We start from the raw sequence: 23,546 nt of genomic DNA on the forward strand, positions 1-23,546 counted from the left end.
GGAGGAATACGCCGAGTAGTGGCAAGCGCGGGACATTGGGTTCCCTGTGCTATCGCACTGGGCGCCCGCACTGCAATGCACAGTGCGGGTTTTTCAGGGATTACGACTTGCGCTGAATAAATGCACGAATCCGCTCAGCCGCTTCCACGCACTCGGCCAACGGTGCAACCAATGCCAGGCGGACTCGGCCGGCGCCAGGGTTGAAGCCCTCCACTTCCCGCGATAGGTACGAGCCGGGCACCACGGTCACGTGTTCTTCCACGAACAGGTCACGGCAGAAGGCGGCGTCGTCGCCATTTACATTCGGCCACAGGTAGAAGCCGCCGTCGGGGTGCTGCACATCCAGCACTGGTTTGAGGATTGCCAGCACCGCGTCGAACTTCTCGCGATACAGGTCGCGGTTCGCCAGTACATGGGCTTCGTCCTGCCAGGCCGCGATGCTGGCGAGCTGGGTTTGCACCGGCATCGCGCAGCCGTGGTAAGTGCGGTACAGCAGGAAGGCCTTGAGGATATCGGCGTCGCCGGCCACGAAACCGGAGCGCAGGCCGGGCAGGTTGGAACGCTTGGACAGGCTGTGGAATACCACGCAGCGCTTGAAGTCCTGGCGACCCAGCTCGACGCAGGCGCTCAGCAAGCCGGGTGGCGGGGTTTGTTCATCGAAGTACAGCTCGCTGTAGCACTCGTCGGCGGCGATCACGAAGTCATATTCATCGGCCAGGGCGATGAGTTTTTTCAGGGTGTCGACCGGGATCAATGCGCCGGTCGGGTTGCCGGGGGAGCACAGGAACAGGATCTGACAGCGTTTCCAGATGTCCGGGGTGACGGCATCAAAGTCCGGGTTGAAGCCGTTCTCATCCAGGCACGGCAGGTAATGCGGTTTGGCCCCTGCCAGGAACGCCGCACCTTCGTAGATCTGGTAGAACGGGTTCGGGCTGACCACCAGAGCGTCGTCGCCACGGTTGACCACGGTCTGGGTGAAGGCGAACAGCGCTTCACGGGTGCCGTTGACCGGCAGGATATTGCGCGCCGGGTCCAGCCAGCCCTTGGGCACGTTGAAGCGACGTTCGCACCAGGCTCCAATGGCCTCGCGCAGCGCCGGGATGCCCAGGGTGGTGGGGTACACCGCCATTTGGTCGAGGTTGCTGCTCAGCGCTTCGGCCACGAACGTCGGCGACGTATGCTTGGGCTCGCCGATGGACAGGGCAATCGCTCGCTTGTCCGGGTTTGGCGTGACGCTGCCGAGCAGGGCGCGCAGTTTCTCGAACGGGTAGGGCTGCAGCTGGTTCAGGGCGTTGTTCATCGGTGGATCTCGTGCAAGGCGTTAAAAACTGGAAAGGGAGCGGTGGGCCGCTCCTGATATCAAATCGTCAGGCGAGTTAGCTCGACACCGGGTTCCTGGGTCACGCTCAACTGCTGCACGATCGCCGCCTGTAAGCGCAGGCACAGCTCCGGATCGGACAGTGGCTGGTTGTTGGCGTCGGTGATGAAGAACACGTCTTCCACGCGCTCGCCGAGCGTCGCAATCTTGGCGTTCTGCAGCGACAGGTCGAACTCCAGGAATATCCCCCCTATGCGCGCCAGCAGGCCGGGTCGGTCCGGCGCACTCAGCTCCAGGACGGTCACCGGGCGCTGTGCATCGTTGGAGATGGTCACCTGTGGCGCAAAGGCAAAGTGCTTGAGTTGGCGCGGCACCCGACGCTGGATGATCGTCGGGTAGTCGTCCGGATTGCGCAGCGCTTCGGTGAGGCCTTCGCGAATCTTTTTCACCCGCGCCGGGTTGTCACCGATGGACTCGCCTTCGGTGTCGAGCACGATGTAGGTGTCGAGGGTGAACTGGCTGCTGGAGGTGATCACCCTCGCGTCATGGATGTTCAGGTTGAGCTGGTCCATGGCCGCCACGGTCACGGCGAAGAAGTCGTGTTGGTCGGGCGCATAAATGAAGATCTGCGTGCCGCCTTCGAATTCGCGCTGAGTGGTTTCCTTGATCAGTACCAGCGGGCCGCCATCGACAGGCTGCTGCAGGATTGCGTCAGTGTGCCAGGCGACGTCGCCGGCGGTGTGGCGCAGGAAGTAATCGTCCCCCAGTTGCGACCACAGCTGTTCGACATCGTCCGGGTCGTTGCCGCCGCGCACCAGAATATCCAGGGCCGCGCTTTGGGTGCGGCGGATCTGCTCTTCGCGGTCCACTGGGTTCTCCAGGCCGCGGCGCAGGGCGCGCTTGGTTTCGGTGTACAGCTGGCGCAACAGGCTCGCACGCCAGGAATTCCATAGCGTGGGGTTGGTGGCGTTGATGTCGGAGACGGTCAGCACATACAGGTAGTCGAGGCGGGTTTCATCGCCGACGATCTGCGCAAAATCGTGGATCACCTGCGGGTCCGACAGGTCCTTGCGCTGGGCGGTGGTCGACATGACCAGATGGTTCTGCACCAGCCAGACGATCAGTCGGCTGTCCCACAGAGGCAACTGATGGCGCTGGCAGAACGCTTCGGCGTCGACGGCGCCGACTTCCGAGTGGTCGCCATGCCGGCCTTTGCCGATGTCGTGGTACAGGCCGGCCAGGTAGATCAGCTCGGGCTTGGGTAGCTTGGCCATCAACTTACTGGCCAGTGGGAATTTCTCTGACACCTGGGTGTACTGCAGCTTACGCAGATGTTTGATCAGGTTCAGCGTGTGCGCGTCCACCGTATAGATGTGGAACAGGTCGTGCTGCATCTGCCCGACGATGAAACCGAATTCCGGCAGGTAGCGTCCGAGGATCCCGTAACGGTTCATGCGGCGCAGGTTGCGGTGTATGCCGATCTTGCACTTGAACAGTTCGATGAACAGGCTGGTGTTGCGAATATCGTTGCGAAACTCATCGTCGATCAGGTGGCGGTGTTCCCGCAGCAGACGGATGGTGTCGGCACGTACGCCTTTGATTTCCGGCTGCTGGGCCATCAATACGAAGATTTCCAGCATGGCGAACGGCGTGCGGCGGAATACGTTGTCGTTGCGCGCCTCGATGTAACCATCGTGCAGTTGGAAGCGTGCATTGATCGGCTGTGGCGGCGCTTCGTCGTCGGGGGCCAGGATCACTTCTTCAAAGTGCTGGATGATCAGGTCGCTGAGCTGGGCAATGCTCATGACCACCCGGTAATACTGCTGCATGAAACTTTCTATGCTGGTCTTGGCGTCTTCGCCCTCGAAGCCCAGCAGGGTGGCTATGGAGCGCTGGTGGTCAAACAGCAGGCGGTCTTCAGAGCGCCCGGCGAGCATGTGCAAGGCGTAGCGCACCTTCCACAGGAACTCCTGGGACGAGGCCAGCAGGGCGTTTTCGCTCTCCACCAGAAAGCCTTCGCCGGCCAGGGCGCGCAGGTTCAGGGTGCCGTATTGGCGACGGGCTACCCACAAAATCGTCTGGATGTCGCGTAGCCCGCCCGGCGAGCCTTTGACGTTGGGCTCCAGGTTGTATTCGGTGTCGTTGTACTTGTGATGACGCGCCTTCTGCTCGGCGCGCTTGGCCAGGAAGAAGTCTTTGCTCGGCCACATGTGTGCGGTACTGGTGACCTCGAGCATGCGCTGGCGTAAACGCTCGGGCCCGGCAATGGTGCGGCTTTCCATCAGGTTGGTGATCACGGTGAGGTCGGCGCGGGCCTCTTCGGCGCATTCGTCAACCGAGCGCACGCTCTGGCCGACTTCCAGGCCGATGTCCCACAACAGCGTGAGAAAACGCTCGATGGAATCGCGAAAAATCTCATGATCGGCGCTGTCCAGCAGGATCAGCAGGTCGATGTCGGAGTAGGGGTGCAGTTCGCCACGGCCGTAGCCACCGACAGCCACCAGGGCGATATCGGCGTCTTCGCTCCAATTGAACTGTTCCCAGGCCTTTTGCAGGATATTGTCGACAAACCAGGCGCGGTCCTCGATCAGTCGGCGGATGTCCCGGCCGCGACGAAAGCGCTCGTCGAGCACCTCGCGGGCCTGGCGGATTGCCTTCTTGAACGCGGCGATGGGGCTTGCCTTCAGAGCCAGTTCCGCCTGGAACTGGCCACGGTCGAAGAGTTCGGGATCCACCTGGGGCATCGATCGGCTTTCCTTTCTATCTGTCAGTCGGTCACAACACGCTATGGGAAAACCTGAACAACCTGTCAGGCCGAGACGCGAGGGATCGTGTCGTCGGCGCGCAGGGTGAAGATCTCGTAACCGGTTTCGGTGACCAACAGGGTGTGTTCCCACTGGGCCGAGAGCTTGCGGTCCTTGGTGATGGCGGTCCAGCCGTCGCCGAGTACCTTGGTGTCGGCCTTGCCCTGGTTGATCATCGGCTCGATGGTGAAGGTCATGCCGGCCTTGAGTTCCATGCCGGTGCCCGCGCGGCCGTAGTGCAGAATCTGCGGCTCTTCGTGGAAAACGGTGCCGATGCCGTGGCCGCAGAATTCGCGCACGACCGAGAAACCGTTCTTCTCGGCGTGCTTCTGGATCACTTCACCGATGTCGCCCAGGCGGCAGCCGGGTTTGACGATTTCGATGGCCTTGTACATGCATTCCTGGGTGACCTGGGACAGGCGCTCGGCCCAGACCGGCACGGTGCCGACGTGGAACATGCGGCTGGTGTCGCCGAAATAGCGGTCCTTGATCACGGTGACGTCGATGTTCAGGGTGTCGCCGTCCTTCAACGGCTTGTCGCCCGGAATCCCGTGGCACACCACGTGGTTGACCGAGGTGCAGATCGACTTGGGGAACCCTTTGTAGTTCAGTGGCGCAGGAATGGCGCCCTGCACGTTGACTATATAGTCATGGCAGATCTGGTTCAGGGTTTCGGTGGTGACGCCGGGCTTGACGTGTTCGGCAATCATTTCCAGCACGTCGGCAGCCAGTTTGCCGGCGATGCGCATGCCGGCAATGTCTTCGGCGGTTTTCAAACTAACGGTCATACAGGCTCTCTCTAGCGCGACGCGCTGAAATCAATACGGTTTACGGGCGTGCGACAAAAGGTTGCATGATTCGCACAAGCCCCAAAAAACGCGATTCTAACAGACGCGGGCTGCAAACCATGAGCCCCTGACGATCGCTTCTCTCTATAGAGTGGGGTTAAATTCGCTCTATTCAAAGGGTTACGGATCACGTGCGCACTGCAAATGTGATTGCGGGTTTCGTTTTCGCCCTTCGTGTGGTATAAAATGCGCCGCTTTCCGGGGATGCCCCGAAGAGCTTAAATCCACACACGTGTCGACACGATGACCTGGGTGCCGGAGGCCTTGATGCCGCTGGTTGGTCATTGGGATACGTGGAGGCCAAACCCGACTTATTAAGGAACTATCATGTCCCAAGTCAACATGCGCGATATGCTGAAGGCCGGTGTGCACTTCGGTCACCAGACCCGTTACTGGAACCCGAAAATGGGTAAATACATTTTCGGCGCGCGTAACAAGATCCACATCATCAACCTTGAAAAAACCCTGCCAATGTTCAACGAAGCGCTGACTTTCGTAGAGCGTCTGGCCCAGGGCAAAAACAAGATTCTGTTCGTCGGCACCAAGCGTTCCGCTGGCAAGATCGTTGCTGAAGAAGCAGCACGTTGCGGTTCGCCGTACGTCGATCACCGCTGGTTGGGCGGCATGCTGACCAACTTCAAAACCATCCGTGCTTCCATCAAGCGTCTGCGTGACCTTGAAGTGCAGGCCGAAGACGGTACTTTCGCCAAGCTGACCAAGAAAGAAGCGCTGATGCGCTCCCGTGACCTGGAAAAGCTCGATCGTTCCCTGGGTGGTATCAAGGACATGGGCGGTCTGCCTGACGCACTGTTCGTTATCGACGTTGATCACGAGCGCATCGCGATCACCGAAGCCAACAAGCTGGGCATCCCTGTTATCGGCGTAGTCGATACCAACAGCAGCCCGGAAGGCGTTGACTACATCATCCCAGGCAACGATGACGCAATCCGCGCTATCCAGCTGTACATGGGTTCGATGGCTGACGCTGTAATCCGTGGTCGTAACCACGTTGCTGGTGGTACCGAGCAGTTCGTTGAAGAAGCTCCGGTAGCCGCAGCTGAGTAATTGACGCCCTGGCGTTGACTCAGTAAGCAAAAAGGGGGCTTGGCCCCCTTTTTGCCACCTCGAAAACCGTTTGTCGGCAGCGCAGCTACATCATTTGTAACGTGCAGCGGCCTACAACACAGATTCGGGAAGAATTGATCCCCCGTTCGATCGGGTGGAATGGTTGAAAACCTATCCAAGAGGAATTTGAAAATGGCAGCAATTACTGCAGCGTTGGTTAAAGAACTGCGTGAGCGTACTGGCGAAGGCATGATGGATTGCAAGAAAGCCCTGGAAAAGGCTGACGGCGACATCGAAAAAGCCATTGATGACATGCGTGCTTCCGGCGCCATCAAGGCTGCCAAGAAAGCAGGCAACGTAGCTGCTGAAGGCGCGATCGCTCTGAAAGAAGACGGCAAATCCGCTGTTCTGCTGGAAGTGAACTCGCAGACCGACTTCCTGGCTCTGCAGGACGACTTCAAGGCTTTCGTTGCTGAAAGCGTCGAAAAAGCCTTCGCTGACAAGCTGACCGCTGTTGAGCCGTTGATCGAAGCTCAAGAAGCTGCGCGCCTGGTACTGGTCGGCAAGGTTGGCGAAAACGTCAACATCCGTCGCCTGAGCCGCGTGGAAGGTGATGTTGTTGGTGGTTACCTGCACGGCAACAAAATCGGTGTCGCGGTTGTTCTGAAAGGCGGCGACGTTGAGCTGGCCAAAGACATCGCTATGCACGTAGCGGCGAGCAACCCTGAATTCCTGCTGCCATCGGAAGTGTCCGCTGAAGCAATCGAGCGCGAAAAAGCCGTGTTCCTGAGCCTCAATGCTGACAAGATCGCTGGCAAGCCAGAAAACATTGTTGAAAACATGATCAAAGGCCGCATCAGCAAGTTCCTGGCTGAAGCGAGTCTGGTTGAGCAGGCGTTCGTCAAGAACCCTGAAATCAAGGTTGGCGAACTGGCCAAGAAAGCCGGTGCTGAAATCGTTTCCTTCACTTACTACAAAGTAGGTGATGGCATCGAGAAGCCGGTCGACAACTTCGCTGAAGAAGTTGCCGCCCAGCTGGCTGCCGCCAAGCAATAAGACAGTTTTTAACTGTCGCCGAAAGAGGCTGCCCGCTCACGCGCGCAGCCTCTTTTCAAATGGGCAGGCCGATTTTATTTGGCTTCCCTTCGGAACTGGCTTACAAAGCCGTGTTCCGATGGCGCTGTGAAAGCGTCCAGCTGGAGTGAACGCAAGCCGTAAACGGCTCGCCAAGAATTTTTAAAATACGCCGCAGGAGAGATTCGCAATGGCTCAGCAGGGCAGTGGTTATCAGGCTCGCTATAAACGCATTCTACTCAAGCTCAGCGGCGAGGCCCTGATGGGCTCGGAAGAGTTCGGGATCGATCCCAAAGTGCTCGACCGCATGGCGCTGGAAGTCGGCCAACTGGTCGGAATCGGCGTGCAAGTCGGCCTGGTGATCGGTGGCGGCAACCTGTTCCGCGGCGCTGCACTGAGTGCGGCGGGCATGGATCGGGTCACCGGCGACCACATGGGCATGCTGGCCACTGTGATGAACGCTTTGGCCATGCGTGACGCCCTGGAGCGTGCCAATATCTCGGCTATCGTGATGTCGGCTATTTCCATGGTAGGCGTGACCGATCACTATGATCGCCGCAAAGCCATGCGTCACCTGAACGCCAAAGAAGTGGTGATCTTCGCTGCCGGTACCGGCAACCCGTTCTTCACGACCGATTCTGCGGCGTGTCTGCGCGCTATCGAGATCGACGCCGACGTGGTGCTCAAGGCCACCAAGGTGGATGGCGTGTACACCGCAGACCCATTCAAAGACCCGCATGCCGAGAAGTTCGATCATCTGACCTACGATGAAGTACTGGATCGCAAGCTGGGCGTGATGGACCTGACGGCTATTTGCCTGTGCCGCGACCATAAGATGCCGCTGCGCGTATTTAACATGAACAAGCCCGGCGCCCTGCTGAATATCGTACACGGCGGCGCAGAAGGGACTCTGATCGAGGAAGGCCAACAATGATCAACGAAATCAAGAAAGACGCTCAAGAGCGTATGCAGAAATCCCTGGAGTCTCTGGCCCATGCATTTGGCCAGATTCGTACCGGCAAGGCTCACCCGAGCATCCTGGGCAGCGTGATGGTGCCGTACTACGGTACCGACACCTCTATCACCCAAGTGGCCAATATCACCGTTAAAGACTCGCGCACCCTGCAAGTCGTGGCGTTCGAGCGCAACATGCTCGCCGCGGTCGACAAGGCCATCCAGAGTGCAGGCCTGAACCTCAACCCGACTAACCTCGGTGAGTTGCTGCTGATCTCCATGCCTGCCCTGACCGAAGAAACCCGTAAGGGCTTCACCAAGCAGGCGCGCAGTGCCGCCGAAGACGCCCGTGTTGCCGTGCGCAACATCCGTCGTGACGCCTTGGGTGATCTGAAGAAACTGGTCAAGGACAAGGAAATCAGCGAAGACGAAGAACGTCGCGCTGTTGCCGATATCGACAAGTTGACCAAAGATGCCGAGGCCCAGATCACTAAGGCCACGGAAGAAAAAGAAAAGGACCTGATGGCCGTATAAGGGGTCAGGACGCCTTCATGGAAAAGACCAAGCAGACTGTACCCTCAGTGGTGCCGCGCCATGTCGCGATCATCATGGATGGGAATAATCGCTGGGCGAAAAAACGCTTTATGCCGGGTGTCGCCGGGCATAAAGCGGGTGTCGACGCGGTACGGGCTGTGATTGAGGTGTGCGCTGAGGCCAAGGTCGAAGTATTGACCTTGTTCGCTTTCTCCAGTGAAAACTGGCAGCGTCCGGTCGATGAGGTCACCGCCTTGATGGACTTGTTCTTCAAGGCGCTGCGTCGTGAGGCCAAGCGCCTCAACGATAACAACATCAGCCTGCGTATCATCGGTGATCGCTCGCGGTTCCACCCGGAGCTGCAGACCGCCATGCGCGAAGCCGAGGCCATCACCGCCGGCGCGAACCGCTTTGTGTTGCAGATAGCGGCCAATTACGGTGGTCAGTGGGATATTGCCCAGGCGGCGCAGCGGCTTGCCCGCGAAGTGCAGGCCGGCCATCTGCGGCCCGACGACATCACGCCTGAACTGTTGCAAACCTGTCTGGTGACGGGCGATCTGCCGTTACCGGACTTGTGCATCCGTACCGGTGGCGAGCACCGCATCAGCAATTTTCTCTTGTGGCAGCTGGCTTACACTGAGCTGTACTTCTCCGACCTGTTCTGGCCGGACTTCAAACACGATGCCATGCGTACAGCGCTGGCAGATTTCGCTTCCCGTCAGCGGCGCTTTGGTAAAACGAGCGAGCAGATCGAAGCTGGAGCCCGGGTTTAAATGCTTAAACAACGAATCATCACAGCACTGATCCTGTTACCCATTGCCTTGTGTGGGTTTTTCCTGCTCAACGGTTCCGGCTTTGCGCTGTTTATCGGCCTGGTGGTGACCCTGGGTGCCTGGGAATGGGCGCGCCTGGCAGGTTTCAGTGCGCAGTTGCCGCGCGTGGCCTATGCCGCTGTCGTGGCGGTGTTACTGTTTCTGATGCACACCTTGTCGAGCATCGTGGTGCCTTGGGTGTTGGGCGCGGCGGTGTTGTGGTGGGTGCTGGCGACTTATCTGGTACTGACGTATCCGCGTACCAGCGGCCAGTGGTCCAGCGTTGCCAGCAAGTTGGTCATTGGCTTGCTGATTCTGCTGCCGGCCTGGCAAGGCCTGGTGGAGATCAAGAATTCGCCGATGGGCAACTGGTTGATCATGGCGGTTATGGTGCTGGTGTGGGGTGCTGATATCGGCGCTTACTTCTCCGGTCGCGCGTTCGGCAAGCGCAAGCTGGCGCCGGCGGTCAGTCCTGGTAAGAGCTGGGAAGGCGTGTATGGCGGCCTGGCCTTGACCCTGCTGATTACCGTCGTGGTGGGCGTTATGCGCGACTGGTCGGCAAAGGGGATTTTCCTGGCTCTGGTGGGTACGGCCGTCGTCGTATTCATCTCGGTCGTGGGCGACCTCACCGAAAGCATGTTCAAGCGTCAGGCCGGGATCAAGGACAGCAGTAACCTGCTGCCGGGTCATGGCGGCGTGCTGGACCGTATCGACAGTCTCACCGCCGCTATCCCGATCTTTGCCGTACTGCTGTGGATGACCGCTTCGTGAGCCGTCTGCAACAAGTGACTGTGCTGGGTGCTACCGGCTCGGTGGGGTTGAGCACGCTGGATGTAATTGCTCGTCACCCTGAGCGCTACCAAGTCTTTGCCCTGACCGGGTTCACCCGTCTGAGTGAGTTGCTGGCGCTGTGCGTTCGCCATGCGCCGCGCTTTGCGGTCGTGCCTGAAGCCGCTGCTGCGCGCGGCCTGCAGGATGAGCTGCGGGCTGCTGGCCTGGCTACGCAGGTGCTGGTTGGCGAAGAGGGCTTGTGCCAGGTATCGGCTGACGCCGAGGTGGATACCGTCGTGGCCGCGATTGTCGGGGCTGCGGGCCTGCGTCCGACCTTGGCGGCCGTCGATGCGGGCAAGAAGATCCTGTTGGCCAATAAAGAAGCATTGGTCATGTCCGGCGCGCTCTTTATGCAGGCGGTGCGTAAAAGCGGCGCCGTGCTGCTGCCGCTGGACAGCGAACACAACGCCATCTTCCAATGCATGCCAGGTGACTACGCCCGCGGCCTTGGCCAGGTGGGTGTGCGTCGTATCCTGTTGACTGCCTCTGGTGGGCCGTTCCGGCAAACCCCGTTGGTTGAGTTGGAGCATGTGTCACCCGATCAGGCGTGCGCCCATCCGAACTGGTCCATGGGGCGCAAAATCTCCGTGGATTCGGCCAGTATGATGAACAAGGGCCTGGAGTTGATCGAGGCCTGCTGGTTGTTCGATGCGCGGCCGGAGCAGGTCGAGGTGGTGATTCACCCTCAAAGTGTGATTCATTCTCTTGTCGACTATGTGGATGGCTCAGTATTGGCCCAGTTGGGCAACCCCGATATGCGTACGCCGATCGCCAACGCCCTGGCCTGGCCGGAGCGGATTGATTCGGGCGTGGCGCCATTGGATCTGTTTGCAATTGCCCGTCTGGACTTCGAGGCGCCGGATGAGCAGCGTTTCCCGTGTCTGCGGTTGGCACGACAGGCAGCCGATGCGGGTAACAGCGCCCCGGCCATGCTCAACGCAGCCAATGAGGTGGCCGTGGCAGCGTTTCTCGAACGGCGCATCCGGTTTCCCCAGATCGCGAGTATCATCGAGGACGTCTTGAGCCTTGAGCCTGTTGTAGCGGTGAGCGACCTTGCCGCAGTATTCGAAGCGGATACCAAGGCCCGGGTTCTGGCCGAGCAATGGTTGGTCCGCAACGCGCGTTAGTCTGTGGGAGCGTTTGAGCCTTCAGGCACTGGATTGGAATGCGGAGAAATTAGATGAGTGCGCTTTATATGATCGTCGGCACCCTGGTTGCTCTGGGTGTGCTGGTTACCTTCCACGAATTCGGCCACTTCTGGGTGGCGCGTCGTTGCGGCGTCAAGGTACTGCGCTTTTCCGTCGGTTTCGGCATGCCGTTGATTCGCTGGCACGATCGTCTTGGCACCGAGTTCGTGATTGCGGCCATCCCATTGGGTGGCTACGTCAAGATGCTTGATGAACGCGAAGGGGAAGTGCCGGCTGATCAGTTGGACCAATCGTTCAATCGCAAGACGGTCCGTCAGCGGATTGCCATTGTTGCCGCGGGCCCCATCGCCAACTTCCTGTTGGCAATGCTGTTTTTCTGGGTCCTGGCTATGCTGGGGAGCGAGCAGGTGCGTCCGGTCATCGGTGCGGTCGAGGCGGACAGTATCGCGGCCAAGGCTGGTTTGGTTGCGGGGCAGGAAATTATTTCCATTGATGGCGAGCCTACCACCGGGTGGGGCGCGGTCAATTTGCAGTTGGTGCGTCGACTGGGCGAGAGCGGTACCGTCAACGTCGTGGTGCGTGAGCAGGACTCCAGCGCCGAGACCCCGCGCGCGCTGGCCCTGGACCATTGGCTCAAGGGTGCTGACGAGCCTGATCCGATCAAGTCCCTGGGGATCCGTCCATGGCGCCCTGCGCTGCCGCCGGTGCTCGCTGAGCTGGATCCGAAGGGGCCGGCCCAGGCCGCAGGTCTGAAAACCGGTGATCGCTTGTTGGCTCTCGATGGCCAGGCGCTGGGAGAATGGCAACAAGTGGTCGATCTGGTGCGTGTGCGCCCTGATACCAAAATTGTGCTGAAAGTTGAACGCGACGGTGCTCAAATCGACGTCCCGGTGACCCTGGCGGTACGTGGCGAAGCCAAGGCGGCTGGGGGTTACCTGGGCGCTGGCGTCAAGAGTCCTGAGTGGCCGCCATCGATGGTGCGTGAGGTCAGTTTCGGGCCGTTGGCGGCAATTGGCGAGGGTGCAAAACGCACCTGGACCATGAGTGTGCTGACCCTCGAATCCCTCAAGAAAATGTTGTTCGGCGAGCTCTCGGTAAAAAACTTGAGTGGACCGATAACCATTGCTAAAGTGGCGGGCGCTTCTGCCCAGTCGGGTGTCGCGGATTTCCTGAATTTCCTGGCTTATCTGAGTATTAGCCTGGGCGTTCTGAATTTGCTGCCCATCCCTGTATTGGATGGGGGGCATCTGTTGTTTTATCTGGTCGAGTGGGTGCGTGGTCGCCCCTTGTCGGATCGGGTGCAGGGTTGGGGGATACAGATCGGTATCAGTTTGGTGGTCGGGGTGATGTTATTAGCCCTTGTCAACGATCTGGGTCGACTGTAACGCTTCGCTGAATTGCGAATCTGCCGCATTTTGCGGCAGTTTGTTTATTGCCAGTTGGAATAAGAAAGGACTTCATGAAACGTCTGCTGCTAACTGCGGTTCTCACCGTATTGATGATCGCCGAAGTTCACGCCGAGTCCTTCACCATCTCCGATATTCGCGTCAACGGCCTCCAGCGGGTTTCCGCAGGTAGCGTCTTTGGTGCCTTACCGTTGAACGTCGGTGAACAGGCTGATGACCGTCGCCTGGTGGAATCCACTCGTGCGCTGTTCAAAACCGGTTTCTTTCAAGACATCCAGCTGGGGCGCGAAGGTAACGTCCTGGTCATCACTGTGGTCGAGCGACCTTCCGTCGCCAGTATCGAGATCGAGGGCAACAAGGCGATCTCCACTGAAGACCTGATGAAGGGCCTCAAACAGTCCGGCCTGGCGGAGGGCGAGATCTTCCAGCGCGCCACCCTTGAAGGTGTGCGTAACGAACTGCAACGCCAGTACGTTGCCCAGGGCCGCTACTCCGCGACCGTGGAAACGGAAGTGGTGCCGCAACCTCGTAACCGTGTAGGCCTCAAGGTCAACATCAACGAAGGTACCGTGGCGGCCATTCAGCACATCAACGTGGTGGGTAACACCAAGTTTGCTGATGAAGACCTGATCGACCTGTTCGAACTCAAGACCACCAACTGGCTGTCGTTTTTCAAGAACGATGACAAGTACGCCCGTGAAAAACTCTCCGGTGACCTTGAGCGTCTGCGTTCCTACTACCTGGACCGCGGTTACATCAACATGGACATCGCTTCGACCCAGGTGTCCATCACCCCGGACAAGAAGCACGTCTACATCACCGTCAACGTCAACGAAGGCGAGAAGTACAAGGTTCGTGACGTCAAGCTGAGCGGCGACTTGAAAGTGCCTGAAGATCAGGTCAAGTCCCTGCTGCTGGTGCAGAAAGACCAAGTGTTCTCGCGCAAGCTGATGACCACCACTTCCGAACTGATCACCCGTCGTCTGGGTAACGAAGGCTATACCTTCGCCAACGTTAACGGTGTGCCGACCCCGCACGATGAAGACCACACCGTGGATATCACGTTCGTGGTTGACCCAGGCAAGCGCGCCTACGTGAACCGCATCAACTTCCGTGGCAATACCAAGTCTGCGGACGAAGTGCTGCGTCGTGAAATGCGTCAGATGGAAGGTGGTTGGGCATCGACTTACCTGATCGACCAGTCCAAGACCCGTCTTGAACGCCTGGGCTTCTTTAAGGAAGTCAACGTCGAAACCCCAGCCGTACCGGGTGTGGACGACCAGGTTGACGTGAACTACGCCGTAGAAGAACAAGCGTCGGGTTCGATCACCGCCAGCGTTGGTTTTGCACAGAGTGCCGGTCTGATCCTGGGTGGTTCCATCACTCAGAACAACTTCCTCGGTACCGGTAACCGTGTCTCCATTGGCCTGACCCGAAGCGAATACCAGAGCCGATATAACTTCGGTTATACCGACCCCTACTGGACAGCAGACGGTGTGAGCCTGGGCTACAACGCCTTCTACCGCACCACCGACTACAAAGACCTTGACGTCGACGTTGCAAGCTATGCGATCGACAGCCTGGGTGCCGGTGTCAACGTGGGTTATCCGATCAGTGAAACGTCGCGTCTGACCTTCGGCCTGACCGCGCAGCAGGATGAGATCAAGACCGGTGTGTATACCGTGGATGAGATCTTCGACTTTACCCGTCGCGAAGGCGACAAGTTCCTGAACTTCAAGGCGTCTGCCGGCTGGTCCGAGTCGACCCTGAACAAAGGCGTACTGGCAACCCGTGGCCACTCTCAGAGCCTGACCCTGGAAACCACCACGCCGGGCAGCGACCTGTCGTTCTTCAAGCTCGATTACCGCGGCCAGTTGTTCCAGCCGCTGAGCGATAACTACACCATGCGCCTGCACACTGAGCTGGGTTATGGCGACGGTTATGGTTCGACCAATGGCTTGCCGTTCTATGAGAACTACTACGCGGGTGGTTTCAACTCGGTACGTGGCTTCAAGGACAGTACGCTGGGGCCGCGTGGTACCCCAAGCCGTGGTGTTGACAAGACCGGTAACGTCGGGACGCAGTTAGACTCCGACAACGACCCACTGCCATTCGGTGGTAACGTGTTGATCCAGGGCGGTGCCGAGATTCTGTTCCCGTTGCCATTCGTGAAAGATCAGCGCTCTCTGCGGACTTCGGTCTTCTGGGACGTGGGTAACGTGTTCGACTCCAAGTGCGAGCAGATCACCAACCCAAGCGGCGTGAAGTCCAACACTCAGTGTAACGACGTGAGCCTCAGCAACCTGGCGAGCTCCGTGGGTGTGGGTGTGACGTGGGTGACTGCGCTTGGTCCGTTGAGCTTTGCTTTGGCCATGCCGATCAAGAAACCGGATAACGCTGAAACCCAGATTTTCCAATTCTCCCTCGGCCAGACGTTCTAAGCGTCTGACCCAAGATAACGACAACGGATTCTGTAGGAGTTGCATTGTGCGTAAGTTGACTCAATTGGTTCTGCTGGCCACCGTGCTGGTAACCACCCCGGCCTTCGCCGAAATGAAAATCGCCGTCCTGAACTATCAGATGGCTCTGCTGGAGTCCGACGCGGCCAAGAAATACGCCGTTGACGCCGAGAAAAAATTCGGTCCGCAACTGACCAAGCTCAAGACCCTGGAAAGCAGTGCCAAGGGCATCCAGGATCGTCTGGTAGCCGGTGGTGACAAGATGCAGCAAGGCGAGCGCGAGCGTCTGGAGCTTGAATTCAAGCAAAAGGCCCGTGACTACCAGTTCCAATCCAAGGAACTGAACGAAGCCAAAGCTGTTGCTGACCGCGAAATGCTCAAGCAGCTCAAGCCGAAACTCGACAGCGCAGTGGAAGAAGTCATCAAGAAAGGTGCCTTTGACCTGGTGTTCGAGCGTGGCGCAGTGATTGACGTAAAGCCTCAATACGACATCACCCGTCAGGTGATCGAGCGCATGAATCAGCTGAAGTAAGCCATGACCGCGACTATCAAGCTCGGCGAGTTGGCCGAGTTCCTGGGGGCTACCTTGCTTGGCTCCCCGGAGAAGGAAATCACTGGGCTAGCCACCTTGCAGGAGGCTGGCCCAGCTCAGTTGAGCTTCCTCGCAAATCCTCAGTACCGTAAATACCTGGTCGACAGCCGCGCTGCAGCCGTATTGCTGAAGGCTGCTGACGCCGAAGGGTTTGCCGGGGATGCGCTGGTCGTAGCCGACCCCTACCTGGCCTATGCGCGGGTGTCGCACCTGTTCGATCCCAAACCCAAGGCAGCTGCTGGTATTCATCCGTCGGCCGTCATTGCCGATGATGCCCAGGTTGATCCTGCGGCCAGCATCGGCGCCTTTGCGGTGATCGAGAGTGGCACACGTATTGGTGCCGGTGTCACGGTGGGTGCCCACTGCTTTATCGGCGCTCGCTGCGAAATCGGTGCCGATGGCTGGTTGGCGCCCCGCGTCACCCTGTACCACGATGTGCGTATCGGGCAGCGTGTGGTGATCCAGTCCGGTGCAGTGATCGGGGGGGAAGGCTTTGGCTTCGCCAACTCGAAGGGCATCTGGAACAAGATTGCCCAGGTTGGCGGTGTTGTGATCGGTGACGACGTGGAAATCGGTGTCAACACAGCCGTCGATCGCGGGGCCCTGGCCGATACCGTGATCGGTAACGGTGTGAAGCTCGACAACCAGATCCAGATCGCCCACAACGTACAGATTGGCGATCACACCGCCATGGCGGCGTGCGTGGGGATTTCCGGCAGCACCAAAATCGGCAAGCATTGCATGCTCGCCGGTGGCGTTGGGCTGGTAGGGCATATCGATATTTGCGACAACGTATTCATCACCGGTATGACCATGGTCACTCACTCGATTACCGAGCCAGGGGCCTATTCGTCCGGTACCGCCATGCAGCCTGCGGCTGAGTGGCGCAAGAGTGCAGCGCGGTTGAGGCAGCTCGACGACATGGCTCGACGTCTCAAACAGCTGGAAAAGCGTGTTGGGGACGTGACCCCTGGCGGTAATGCTTCATCAGAAGGCTGATACCATTTCCATATCAAGTGTGCACAGCCGCTAGACTTGCCTCCTTGATTTGCTAGCGGGGCGTGCGTTTAGTCGCACGCCCCCAATCTTTATTACAGGCTTCCCCCCGAAATGATGGACATCAACGAGATTCGCGAATACCTGCCTCACCGTTACCCGTTCCTGCTGGTGGACCGCGTAGTGGACCTCAATGTTGAGGAAAAGCGCATTCGTGCCTACAAGAATGTCAGCATCAACGAACCGTTCTTCAATGGTCACTTTCCCGCGCATCCCATCATGCCGGGCGTGTTGATCATCGAAGCGATGGCCCAGGCTGCCGGTATTCTTGGTTTCAAAATGCTCGACCTCAAGCCTGCCGATGGCACGCTTTACTATTTCGTGGGTTCGGACAAGTTGCGTTTCCGCAATCCGGTTACCCCGGGTGACCAGTTGATCCTGGAAGCCAAATTCATCAGCTGCAAGCGCCAGATCTGGAAGTTCGAATGCCAGGCCTCGGTAGATGGCAAGCCAGTGTGCTCCGCTGAGATCATCTGCGCGGAACGCAAACTATGAGTTTGATTGACCCTCGCGCAATCATCGATCCGTCGGCCGTTCTGGCCGCCGACGTTGAGGTCGGCCCCTGGTCGATCATCGGCGCAGGTGTGGAAATCGGCGAGGGGACTGTCATCGGGCCGCACGTGATCCTCAAAGGTCCGACCCGCATTGGCAAACACAATCGTATCTACCAGTTCTCCTCGGTAGGCGAAGACACCCCGGACATGAAGTACAAGGGTGAAGAAACGCGCTTGGTAATCGGTGACCACAACATCATCCGTGAAGGCGTGACCATTCATCGAGGCACTGTGCAGGACCGTGCGGAAACCACCCTGGGTGACCACAATCTGGTGATGGCGTATGCCCATATCGGCCACGATAGCGTGATCGGCAATCACTGCATCCTGGTCAACAACACTGCGTTGGCCGGTCATGTGCACGTCGACGATTGGGCAATCCTGTCCGGATTTACCCTTGTGCACCAGTACTGCCATATCGGCGCTCACAGCTTTTCGGGGATGGGCACCGCCATCGGCAAGGACGTTCCGGCGTTTGTGACCGTATTCGGCAACCCGGCCGAGGCGCGTAGCATGAACTTCGAAGGCATGCGTCGTCGAGGCTTCAGCGAAGAGGCCATCCACGCGTTGCGCCGTGCCTACAAGGTGGTTTACCGCCAGGGCCTGACGGTGGATCAGGCATTGACCCAACTGACCGAGCCGGCAGCGTTGTTCCCGGAAGTCGCGGTGTTCCGTGACTCGATCCAGGCGTCGACCCGCGGCATCACCCGCTGATCATGGCTAATCTGCGTATCGCGCTGGTGGCAGGCGAGGCTTCAGGTGACATTCTGGGCGCAGGTCTTATGCGAGCCCTCAAAGCCCAGCATCCGGCAGTGGAATTTATCGGTGTCGGCGGCCCGCTGATGCAGGCTGAAGGTCTCACCTCCTATTTCCCCATGGAGCGCCTGTCGGTCATGGGCCTGGTGGAAGTGCTGGGTCGCCTGCGTGAGCTGTTGGCTCGACGCAAGCTGCTGATCAAGACCCTGATCGAAGAAAAGCCTGACGTCTTTATCGGAATCGACGCGCCGGACTTCACCCTCAATATTGAACTCAAGTTGCGTCAGGCCGGCATCAAGACCGTGCACTACGTCAGCCCCTCCGTGTGGGCATGGCGGCAGAAGCGCGTGCTCAAGATACGCGAAGGCTGTGACCTGATGCTCACGTTGCTGCCGTTCGAAGCCCGGTTCTATGAAGAGAAGGGCGTGCCGGTGAGGTTCGTGGGTCATACGTTGGCCGACACCATCCCGTTGCACGCTGATCGCGCAGCGGCCCGCGTCGAATTAGGCCTGGCTGACGGCCCGCTCGTCGCGCTGATGCCTGGCAGTCGAGGCGGCGAAGTCGGGCGTCTGGCCAGCGTGTTTTTCGATGCCGCCGAGCGCCTGCGAGCCCTGAAGCCGGGTGTGCGTTTCGTGCTGCCGTGTGCCAGCCCGCAACGTCGCGTGCAAATCGAGACGTTGCTTGAGGGGCGCAATCTGCCGCTGACCCTGCTCGACGGCCAGTCGCACCTGGCCCTGGCCGCCTGCGATGCGGTGCTGATCGCCTCGGGAACCGCGACGCTGGAAGCCTTGCTGTACAAACGTCCGATGGTTGTGGCTTATCGCTTGGCGCCGCTGACGTTCTGGATTCTCAAGCGCATGGTCAAGAGCCCCTACATTTCCCTGCCCAACCTGCTCGCCCAGCGCTTGTTGGTGCCGGAGTTGCTGCAGGACGACGCAACCCCCGAAGCCCTCGCGCAAACGCTGCTGCCTTTGATCGACGGCGGCGACGAGCAGACCCGTGGCTTCGACGAAATTCATCGCATCTTGCGTCGTGATGCTTCCAACCAGGCGGCTGACGCTGTATTGAGCTTGATTGGCAACAAACAGGAAACCTTATGACGACGCAAATGGGCCTGGATTTCAGCCTGGTCGCCGAGGCCCACGCACTGGTGGCCGGTGTTGACGAAGTCGGGCGCGGGCCATTGTGTGGCGCTGTCGTTACGGCGGCGGTGATCCTCGACCCAAGCCGTCCGATCCTGGGGCTGAATGACTCGAAAAAGCTCACCGAGGCCCGTCGGGAAAAGCTCTTCGACGAGATCTGTGAGAAAGCCCTGAGCTGGCACATCGCCCGGGCCGAAGTTGAAGAAATCGACGAACTGAATATCCTTCACGCCACCATGCTCGCCATGCAGCGCGCGGTGGAGGGCCTGCACATCACGCCCAGGATGGCGATGATCGACGGTAACCGTTGCCCCAAATTGGCGATGCCGTCCGAAGCGGTGGTCAAGGGCGATAGCAAGGTTCCGGCCATCGCTGCCGCATCGATCCTGGCCAAGGTCAGCCGTGACCGTGAGATGGCCGCGTTCGAATTGATCTATCCCGGCTACGGGATCGGCGGTCATAAAGGCTACCCGACGCCCGTTCATCTGGAAGCCCTGGCGCGCCTTGGCCCGACGCCGATCCACCGCCGTTCGTTTGGCCCGGTCCGCCTGGCTTACGAGGCGCGTGAGAGTCTCAGCGAGGTGTAGTCGCGAGGCTGATGTTTTTGCCAAGGCCCGGTACAATCCGGGCCTTGTTGTTTCCACGTATAAGACAGGATCACTATGCCGGCTTCATTCGTTCACCTGCGCCTGCACACTGAGTACTCCCTGGTCGACGGCCTGGTACGAATCAAACCCCTGGTCAAAACCCTGGTGGGCATGAACATGCCTGCAGTCGCGGTGACCGACCAGAACAACATGTGTTCCCTGGTCAAGTTCTACAAGAACGCCATGGGCGCCGGCATCAAGCCGATCTGCGGTGCCGACCTGTGGCTGTCCAACAAGGACCCGGACAATGCCCTGAGCCGTATCAGCCTGCTGGCGATGAACGGCGTGGGTTATCGCAACCTTACCGAACTGATTTCCCGCGGGTTTATCGATGGTCAGCGCAATGGCTCGATCATCATCGAACGCGAGTGGGTGGCCGAGGCCAGTGAAGGTCTGATCATGCTGTCGGCCGCCAAAGAGGGCGAGATCGGTCTTGCGCTGCTGGGCGGCAACCCCCACGAAGCTGAAGTTCTGGCCAAGGAGTGGATGCAGGTCTTCCCGGATCGCTTCTACCTGGAAGTGCAGCGCACCAACCGCCCCAATGATGAGGAGCACCTGCACGCCGCCGTGGCCCTGGCCGACAAGCTGGGCGCGCCGCTGGTGGCGACCAACGATGTGCGGTTTATCAAGAAAGAAGATTTCGAAGCCCACGAGACCCGCGTATGCATCGGTGAAGGTCGGGCCCTGGATGACCCGCGCCGCTCCAAGAATTACAGCGAAGAGCAGTACCTCAAAAGCGCCGAGGAAATGGCCGAGCTGTTCAGCGACTTGCCCGAGGCCCTGGAAAACTCCGTCGAGATCGCCAAGCGCTGCAACATCGAAGTGAAGCTGGGCAAGCACTTCCTGCCCAACTTCCCGATCCCCGATGGCATGACCATCGACGAGTATTTCCGCAAGGTGTCGTTTGATGGTCTGGAGGAGCGTCTCAGCGTTCTGTTGCCCAAGGACACCACCGAAGATTACGAAGCCAAGCGCCAGGTCTACGTCGATCGGCTGAATTTCGAGCTGGATATCATCATCCAGATGGGGTTCCCCGGTTACTTCCTGATCGTAATGGACTTTATCCAGTGGGCCAAAAGCAACGGCGTGCCGGTAGGGCCTGGCCGTGGGTCGGGTGCCGGGTCGCTGGTGGCCTATGTGCAGAAGATCACCGACCTCGACCCCCTGGAATATGACCTGCTGTTCGAACGGTTCCTGAACCCGGAGCGGGTCTCCATGCCCGACTTCGACGTCGACTTCTGCATGGACGGTCGCGACCGCGTAATCGAATACGTGGCCGAGAAATACGGCCGCAACGCCGTGAGCCAGATCATCACCTTCGGGTCCATGGCCGCCAAGGCGGTTATCCGCGACGTGGCACGGGTGCAGGGCAAGTCTTACGGCTTGGCGGATCGCCTGTCGAAGATGATCCCGTTCGAAGTCGGCATGACCCTTGAAAAGGCCTATGAGCAGGAAGAGATCCTGCGCGACTTTATCAAGGTCGATGAAGAAGCCGCCGAAATCTGGGACATGGCGCGCAAGCTTGAAGGTGTGGTGCGTAACGTCGGCAAACACGCCGGTGGTGTGGTTATCGCGCCGACCAAGCTCACCGACTTTTCGCCGATCTACTGCGATGAAGAGGGCGGCGGCCTGGTGACCCAGTTCGATAAGGACGACGTGGAGGCGGCCGGCCTGGTGAAGTTCGACTTCCTTGGCCTGCGGACCCTGACCATCATCGACTGGGCGCTCAAGACCATCAATCGCGACCGCGCCAAGGTCAACGAAGAGCCGCTGGATATCGCGTTTATCCCGCTGGACGACAAGCCGACCTACACCCTGCTGCAAAAAGCCGAGACCACCGCGGTGTTCCAGCTCGAGTCGCGCGGCATGAAAGAGCTGATCAAAAAACTCAAGCCCGACTGCCTGGAAGACTTGATCGCACTGGTGGCGCTGTTCCGTCCAGGCCCGCTGCAATCGGGCATGGTTGACGACTTTATCAACCGCAAGCACGGCCGCGCAGAACTGGCTTACCCGCACTCCGACTACCAGTACGAAGGCCTCAAGCCCGTATTGGCACCCACCTACGGCATTATCCTGTATCAGGAACAGGTGATGCAGATCGCCCAGGTGATGGCCGGTTATACCCTCGGCGGCGCGGACATGCTGCGTCGAGCCATGGGTAAAAAGAAACCCGAGGAAATGGCCAAGCAGCGCGGCGGTTTCATTGAGGGTTGCGCCACCAACAATATCGACGCGGACCTGGCGGGTAACATCTTCGACCTGGTGGAAAAATTCGCCGGTTATGGCTTCAACAAATCCCACTCCGCGGCCTACGGGCTGGTGTCGTACCAGACCGCCTGGCTCAAAGCCCACTACCCGGCGCCGTTCATGGCCGCGGTACTTTCGGCGGATATGCACAACACCGATAAGGTCGTGACCCTGATCGAGGAAGTGCGCACCATGAAGCTGCGCCTCGACGCGCCGGACGTGAACGCCTCGGAGTTCAAGTTCACGGTGAACGACGAAGGCCGCATCATCTACGGCCTCGGTGCAATCAAGGGCGTGGGCGAAGGCCCGGTGGAAGCGATTACCGAAGCGCGTCAGGACGGACCGTTCAAGGACCTGTTCGATTTCTGTGCGCGGGTTGACCTAAAGCGCATCAACAAGCGAACCCTTGATGGCCTGATCCGCAGCGGCGCGTTGGACCGTCTCGGCCCGTATTTCCATGATGAGCCGAAGGCCTATCAGGCCAATATCGACCGCAACCGCGCGGTGCTGCTCACCGCCATGGAAGAAGCGATCAAGGCCGCCGAGCAGACCGCCCGCACCCACGACAGCGGCCACGCCGACCTGTTTGGCGGGTTGTTCGTCGAAGAGGACGCAGATGTCTACGGCAATCACCGCAAGGCCAAGGAACTGACCCTCAAGGAACGCCTCAAGGGTGAAAAAGACACCTTGGGTCTGTATCTGACCGGCCATCCGATCGACGAATACGAAGGCGAGATCCGCCGTTTTGCCCGCCAGCGCATCATCGACCTGAAACCGGCACGGGATACCCAGACCGTGGCCGGCATGATCATCGCCCTGCGGGTGATGAAAAATAAAAAGGGCGACAAGATGGGCTTCATCACCCTCGACGACCGCTCGGGCCGGATCGAAGCGTCGCTGTTTGCCGATGCGTTCCATTCCGCGCAATCGCTGTTGCAGACCGATGCGATGGTGGTGGTGGAAGGGGAGGTCAGCAATGATGACTTCTCCGGCGGCCTGCGCCTGCGCATCAAACGCGTGATGAGCATGGAAGATGCGCGCACCAACCTGGCCGAAAGCCTGCGCTTGAAGGTGAAAACCGAAGCGCTCAAAGGCGATCAGCTACGCTGGTTGGGCGACCTGCTCAAGCGCCACCGGGGTGCATGCCCGGTCACGATGGAGTACACCGGCAGCGACGCCAAGGCCATGTTGCAGTTCGGTGAGACGTGGCGAATTGATCCTGCTGATGGCTTGATTCAAGCATTGCGTGACCAGTTCGGCCGTGACAACGTCTTCCTCCAATACCGTTGACGGCCAGGT

Annotated in this window: 19 protein-coding genes; 16 read left to right on the forward strand and 3 right to left on the reverse strand. The window is 59.2% G+C overall.

Going from position 1 to position 23,546, the window contains the following annotated elements:
- Positions 1 to 100 precede the first annotated feature (100 nt).
- From dapC to map, 3 genes are all read right to left on the reverse strand, one after another.
- A complete protein-coding gene (gene dapC / locus PSH59_RS06160) occupies positions 101 to 1,300 on the reverse strand; it encodes a succinyldiaminopimelate transaminase (RefSeq protein WP_248083789.1) in 1,200 nt (399 codons plus the stop codon).
- A 59-nt stretch (positions 1,301 to 1,359) separates the two neighbouring features.
- Positions 1,360 to 4,062, reverse strand: a complete 2,703-nt coding sequence (locus PSH59_RS06165) for a [protein-PII] uridylyltransferase (RefSeq protein ID WP_248083790.1) — start codon at positions 4,060 to 4,062, stop codon at positions 1,360 to 1,362.
- Between the two features lie 65 nt (positions 4,063 to 4,127).
- On the reverse strand, positions 4,128 to 4,910 hold the full coding sequence (map, locus tag PSH59_RS06170) for a type I methionyl aminopeptidase (protein ID WP_012722594.1): 783 nt from the start codon (positions 4,908 to 4,910) through the stop codon (positions 4,128 to 4,130).
- A gap of 387 nt (positions 4,911 to 5,297) precedes the next feature.
- Between map and rpsB the strand changes: the two genes are divergently transcribed.
- The 16 genes from rpsB to dnaE all read left to right on the forward strand — a co-directional run bounded on the left by rpsB (position 5,298) and on the right by dnaE (position 23,537).
- Entirely contained in the window at positions 5,298 to 6,035 is a 738-nt protein-coding gene (rpsB, locus tag PSH59_RS06175) for a 30S ribosomal protein S2 (protein WP_003189158.1), read from the forward strand.
- Positions 6,036 to 6,227: 192 nt separating this feature from the next.
- Entirely contained in the window at positions 6,228 to 7,091 is an 864-nt protein-coding gene (gene tsf / locus PSH59_RS06180; RefSeq protein ID WP_248083791.1) for a translation elongation factor Ts, read from the forward strand.
- A gap of 208 nt (positions 7,092 to 7,299) precedes the next feature.
- On the forward strand, positions 7,300 to 8,043 hold the full coding sequence (pyrH, locus tag PSH59_RS06185; protein WP_003172271.1) for a UMP kinase: 744 nt from the start codon (positions 7,300 to 7,302) through the stop codon (positions 8,041 to 8,043).
- Positions 8,040 to 8,597 (forward strand): ribosome recycling factor, encoded by a 558-nt coding sequence (gene frr, locus PSH59_RS06190; RefSeq protein ID WP_169368370.1) that lies wholly within the window; start codon positions 8,040 to 8,042, stop codon positions 8,595 to 8,597. The genes pyrH and frr overlap by 4 nt, the downstream gene beginning before the upstream one ends.
- A 17-nt stretch (positions 8,598 to 8,614) precedes the next feature.
- A complete protein-coding gene (gene uppS, locus PSH59_RS06195) occupies positions 8,615 to 9,370 on the forward strand; it encodes a polyprenyl diphosphate synthase (RefSeq protein WP_248083792.1) in 756 nt (251 codons plus the stop codon).
- Positions 9,371 to 10,180: a phosphatidate cytidylyltransferase gene (locus PSH59_RS06200; RefSeq protein WP_248083793.1), complete on the forward strand. Its 810-nt coding sequence runs from the start codon at positions 9,371 to 9,373 to the stop codon at positions 10,178 to 10,180.
- Positions 10,177 to 11,367 carry a 1-deoxy-D-xylulose-5-phosphate reductoisomerase gene (ispC, locus tag PSH59_RS06205; protein WP_305394564.1) on the forward strand — a complete coding sequence of 397 codons (1,191 nt, stop codon included), beginning with the start codon at positions 10,177 to 10,179 and terminating at the stop codon, positions 11,365 to 11,367. The genes PSH59_RS06200 and ispC overlap by 4 nt, the downstream gene beginning before the upstream one ends.
- 53 nt (positions 11,368 to 11,420) lie before the next feature.
- A complete protein-coding gene (gene rseP, locus PSH59_RS06210) occupies positions 11,421 to 12,773 on the forward strand; it encodes a sigma E protease regulator RseP (protein WP_248083795.1) in 1,353 nt (450 codons plus the stop codon).
- Positions 12,774 to 12,847: 74 nt separating this feature from the next.
- On the forward strand, positions 12,848 to 15,235 hold the full coding sequence (gene bamA, locus PSH59_RS06215) for an outer membrane protein assembly factor BamA (RefSeq protein ID WP_305394565.1): 2,388 nt from the start codon (positions 12,848 to 12,850) through the stop codon (positions 15,233 to 15,235).
- Positions 15,236 to 15,281: 46 nt separating this feature from the next.
- Positions 15,282 to 15,785, forward strand: coding sequence for an OmpH family outer membrane protein (locus PSH59_RS06220; protein WP_003172279.1), 504 nt, complete (start codon positions 15,282 to 15,284; stop codon positions 15,783 to 15,785).
- A 3-nt stretch (positions 15,786 to 15,788) separates the two neighbouring features.
- On the forward strand, positions 15,789 to 16,844 hold the full coding sequence (gene lpxD / locus PSH59_RS06225; protein ID WP_305394566.1) for a UDP-3-O-(3-hydroxymyristoyl)glucosamine N-acyltransferase: 1,056 nt from the start codon (positions 15,789 to 15,791) through the stop codon (positions 16,842 to 16,844).
- A gap of 111 nt (positions 16,845 to 16,955) precedes the next feature.
- Positions 16,956 to 17,396, forward strand: a complete 441-nt coding sequence (gene fabZ, locus PSH59_RS06230; protein ID WP_003172281.1) for a 3-hydroxyacyl-ACP dehydratase FabZ — start codon at positions 16,956 to 16,958, stop codon at positions 17,394 to 17,396.
- Positions 17,393 to 18,169 carry an acyl-ACP--UDP-N-acetylglucosamine O-acyltransferase gene (lpxA, locus tag PSH59_RS06235; RefSeq protein WP_032891646.1) on the forward strand — a complete coding sequence of 259 codons (777 nt, stop codon included), beginning with the start codon at positions 17,393 to 17,395 and terminating at the stop codon, positions 18,167 to 18,169. The genes fabZ and lpxA overlap by 4 nt, the downstream gene beginning before the upstream one ends.
- 2 nt (positions 18,170 to 18,171) lie before the next feature.
- Positions 18,172 to 19,311, forward strand: coding sequence for a lipid-A-disaccharide synthase (gene lpxB / locus PSH59_RS06240; RefSeq protein WP_305394567.1), 1,140 nt, complete (start codon positions 18,172 to 18,174; stop codon positions 19,309 to 19,311).
- The gene (rnhB, locus tag PSH59_RS06245) at positions 19,308 to 19,940 is read left to right on the forward strand and encodes a ribonuclease HII (protein ID WP_305394568.1); all 633 of its coding nucleotides are present in this window, start codon (positions 19,308 to 19,310) and stop codon (positions 19,938 to 19,940) included. The genes lpxB and rnhB overlap by 4 nt, the downstream gene beginning before the upstream one ends.
- Before the next feature lie 75 nt (positions 19,941 to 20,015).
- Complete coding sequence (gene dnaE / locus PSH59_RS06250) at positions 20,016 to 23,537, forward strand: DNA polymerase III subunit alpha (protein ID WP_248083800.1); 3,522 nt, start codon at positions 20,016 to 20,018, stop codon at positions 23,535 to 23,537.
- Positions 23,538 to 23,546 lie beyond the last annotated feature (9 nt).

The organism is Pseudomonas sp. FP2309 (assembly GCF_030687575.1).
Classification (GTDB): domain Bacteria; phylum Pseudomonadota; class Gammaproteobacteria; order Pseudomonadales; family Pseudomonadaceae; genus Aquipseudomonas.

Bases quoted from the DNA above. Each gene is read 5' to 3' on its own strand.
- map (WP_012722594.1), bottom strand. From the start codon at position 4,910: ATGACCGTTAGTTTGAAAACCGCCGAAGACATTGCCGGCATGCGCATC.
- PSH59_RS06200 (WP_248083793.1), top strand. From the start codon at position 9,371: ATGCTTAAACAACGAATCATCACAGCACTGATCCTGTTACCCATTGCC.
- pyrH (WP_003172271.1), top strand. From the start codon at position 7,300: ATGGCTCAGCAGGGCAGTGGTTATCAGGCTCGCTATAAACGCATTCTA.
- rseP (WP_248083795.1), top strand. From the start codon at position 11,421: ATGAGTGCGCTTTATATGATCGTCGGCACCCTGGTTGCTCTGGGTGTG.
- rpsB (WP_003189158.1), top strand. From the start codon at position 5,298: ATGTCCCAAGTCAACATGCGCGATATGCTGAAGGCCGGTGTGCACTTC.
- uppS (WP_248083792.1), top strand. From the start codon at position 8,615: ATGGAAAAGACCAAGCAGACTGTACCCTCAGTGGTGCCGCGCCATGTC.
- lpxD (WP_305394566.1), top strand. From the start codon at position 15,789: ATGACCGCGACTATCAAGCTCGGCGAGTTGGCCGAGTTCCTGGGGGCT.
- lpxA (WP_032891646.1), top strand. From the start codon at position 17,393: ATGAGTTTGATTGACCCTCGCGCAATCATCGATCCGTCGGCCGTTCTG.
- lpxB (WP_305394567.1), top strand. From the start codon at position 18,172: ATGGCTAATCTGCGTATCGCGCTGGTGGCAGGCGAGGCTTCAGGTGAC.
- dnaE (WP_248083800.1), top strand. From the start codon at position 20,016: ATGCCGGCTTCATTCGTTCACCTGCGCCTGCACACTGAGTACTCCCTG.
- bamA (WP_305394565.1), top strand. From the start codon at position 12,848: ATGAAACGTCTGCTGCTAACTGCGGTTCTCACCGTATTGATGATCGCC.
- frr (WP_169368370.1), top strand. From the start codon at position 8,040: ATGATCAACGAAATCAAGAAAGACGCTCAAGAGCGTATGCAGAAATCC.
- PSH59_RS06165 (WP_248083790.1), bottom strand. From the start codon at position 4,062: ATGCCCCAGGTGGATCCCGAACTCTTCGACCGTGGCCAGTTCCAGGCG.
- fabZ (WP_003172281.1), top strand. From the start codon at position 16,956: ATGATGGACATCAACGAGATTCGCGAATACCTGCCTCACCGTTACCCG.
- tsf (WP_248083791.1), top strand. From the start codon at position 6,228: ATGGCAGCAATTACTGCAGCGTTGGTTAAAGAACTGCGTGAGCGTACT.
- dapC (WP_248083789.1), bottom strand. From the start codon at position 1,300: ATGAACAACGCCCTGAACCAGCTGCAGCCCTACCCGTTCGAGAAACTG.
- rnhB (WP_305394568.1), top strand. From the start codon at position 19,308: ATGACGACGCAAATGGGCCTGGATTTCAGCCTGGTCGCCGAGGCCCAC.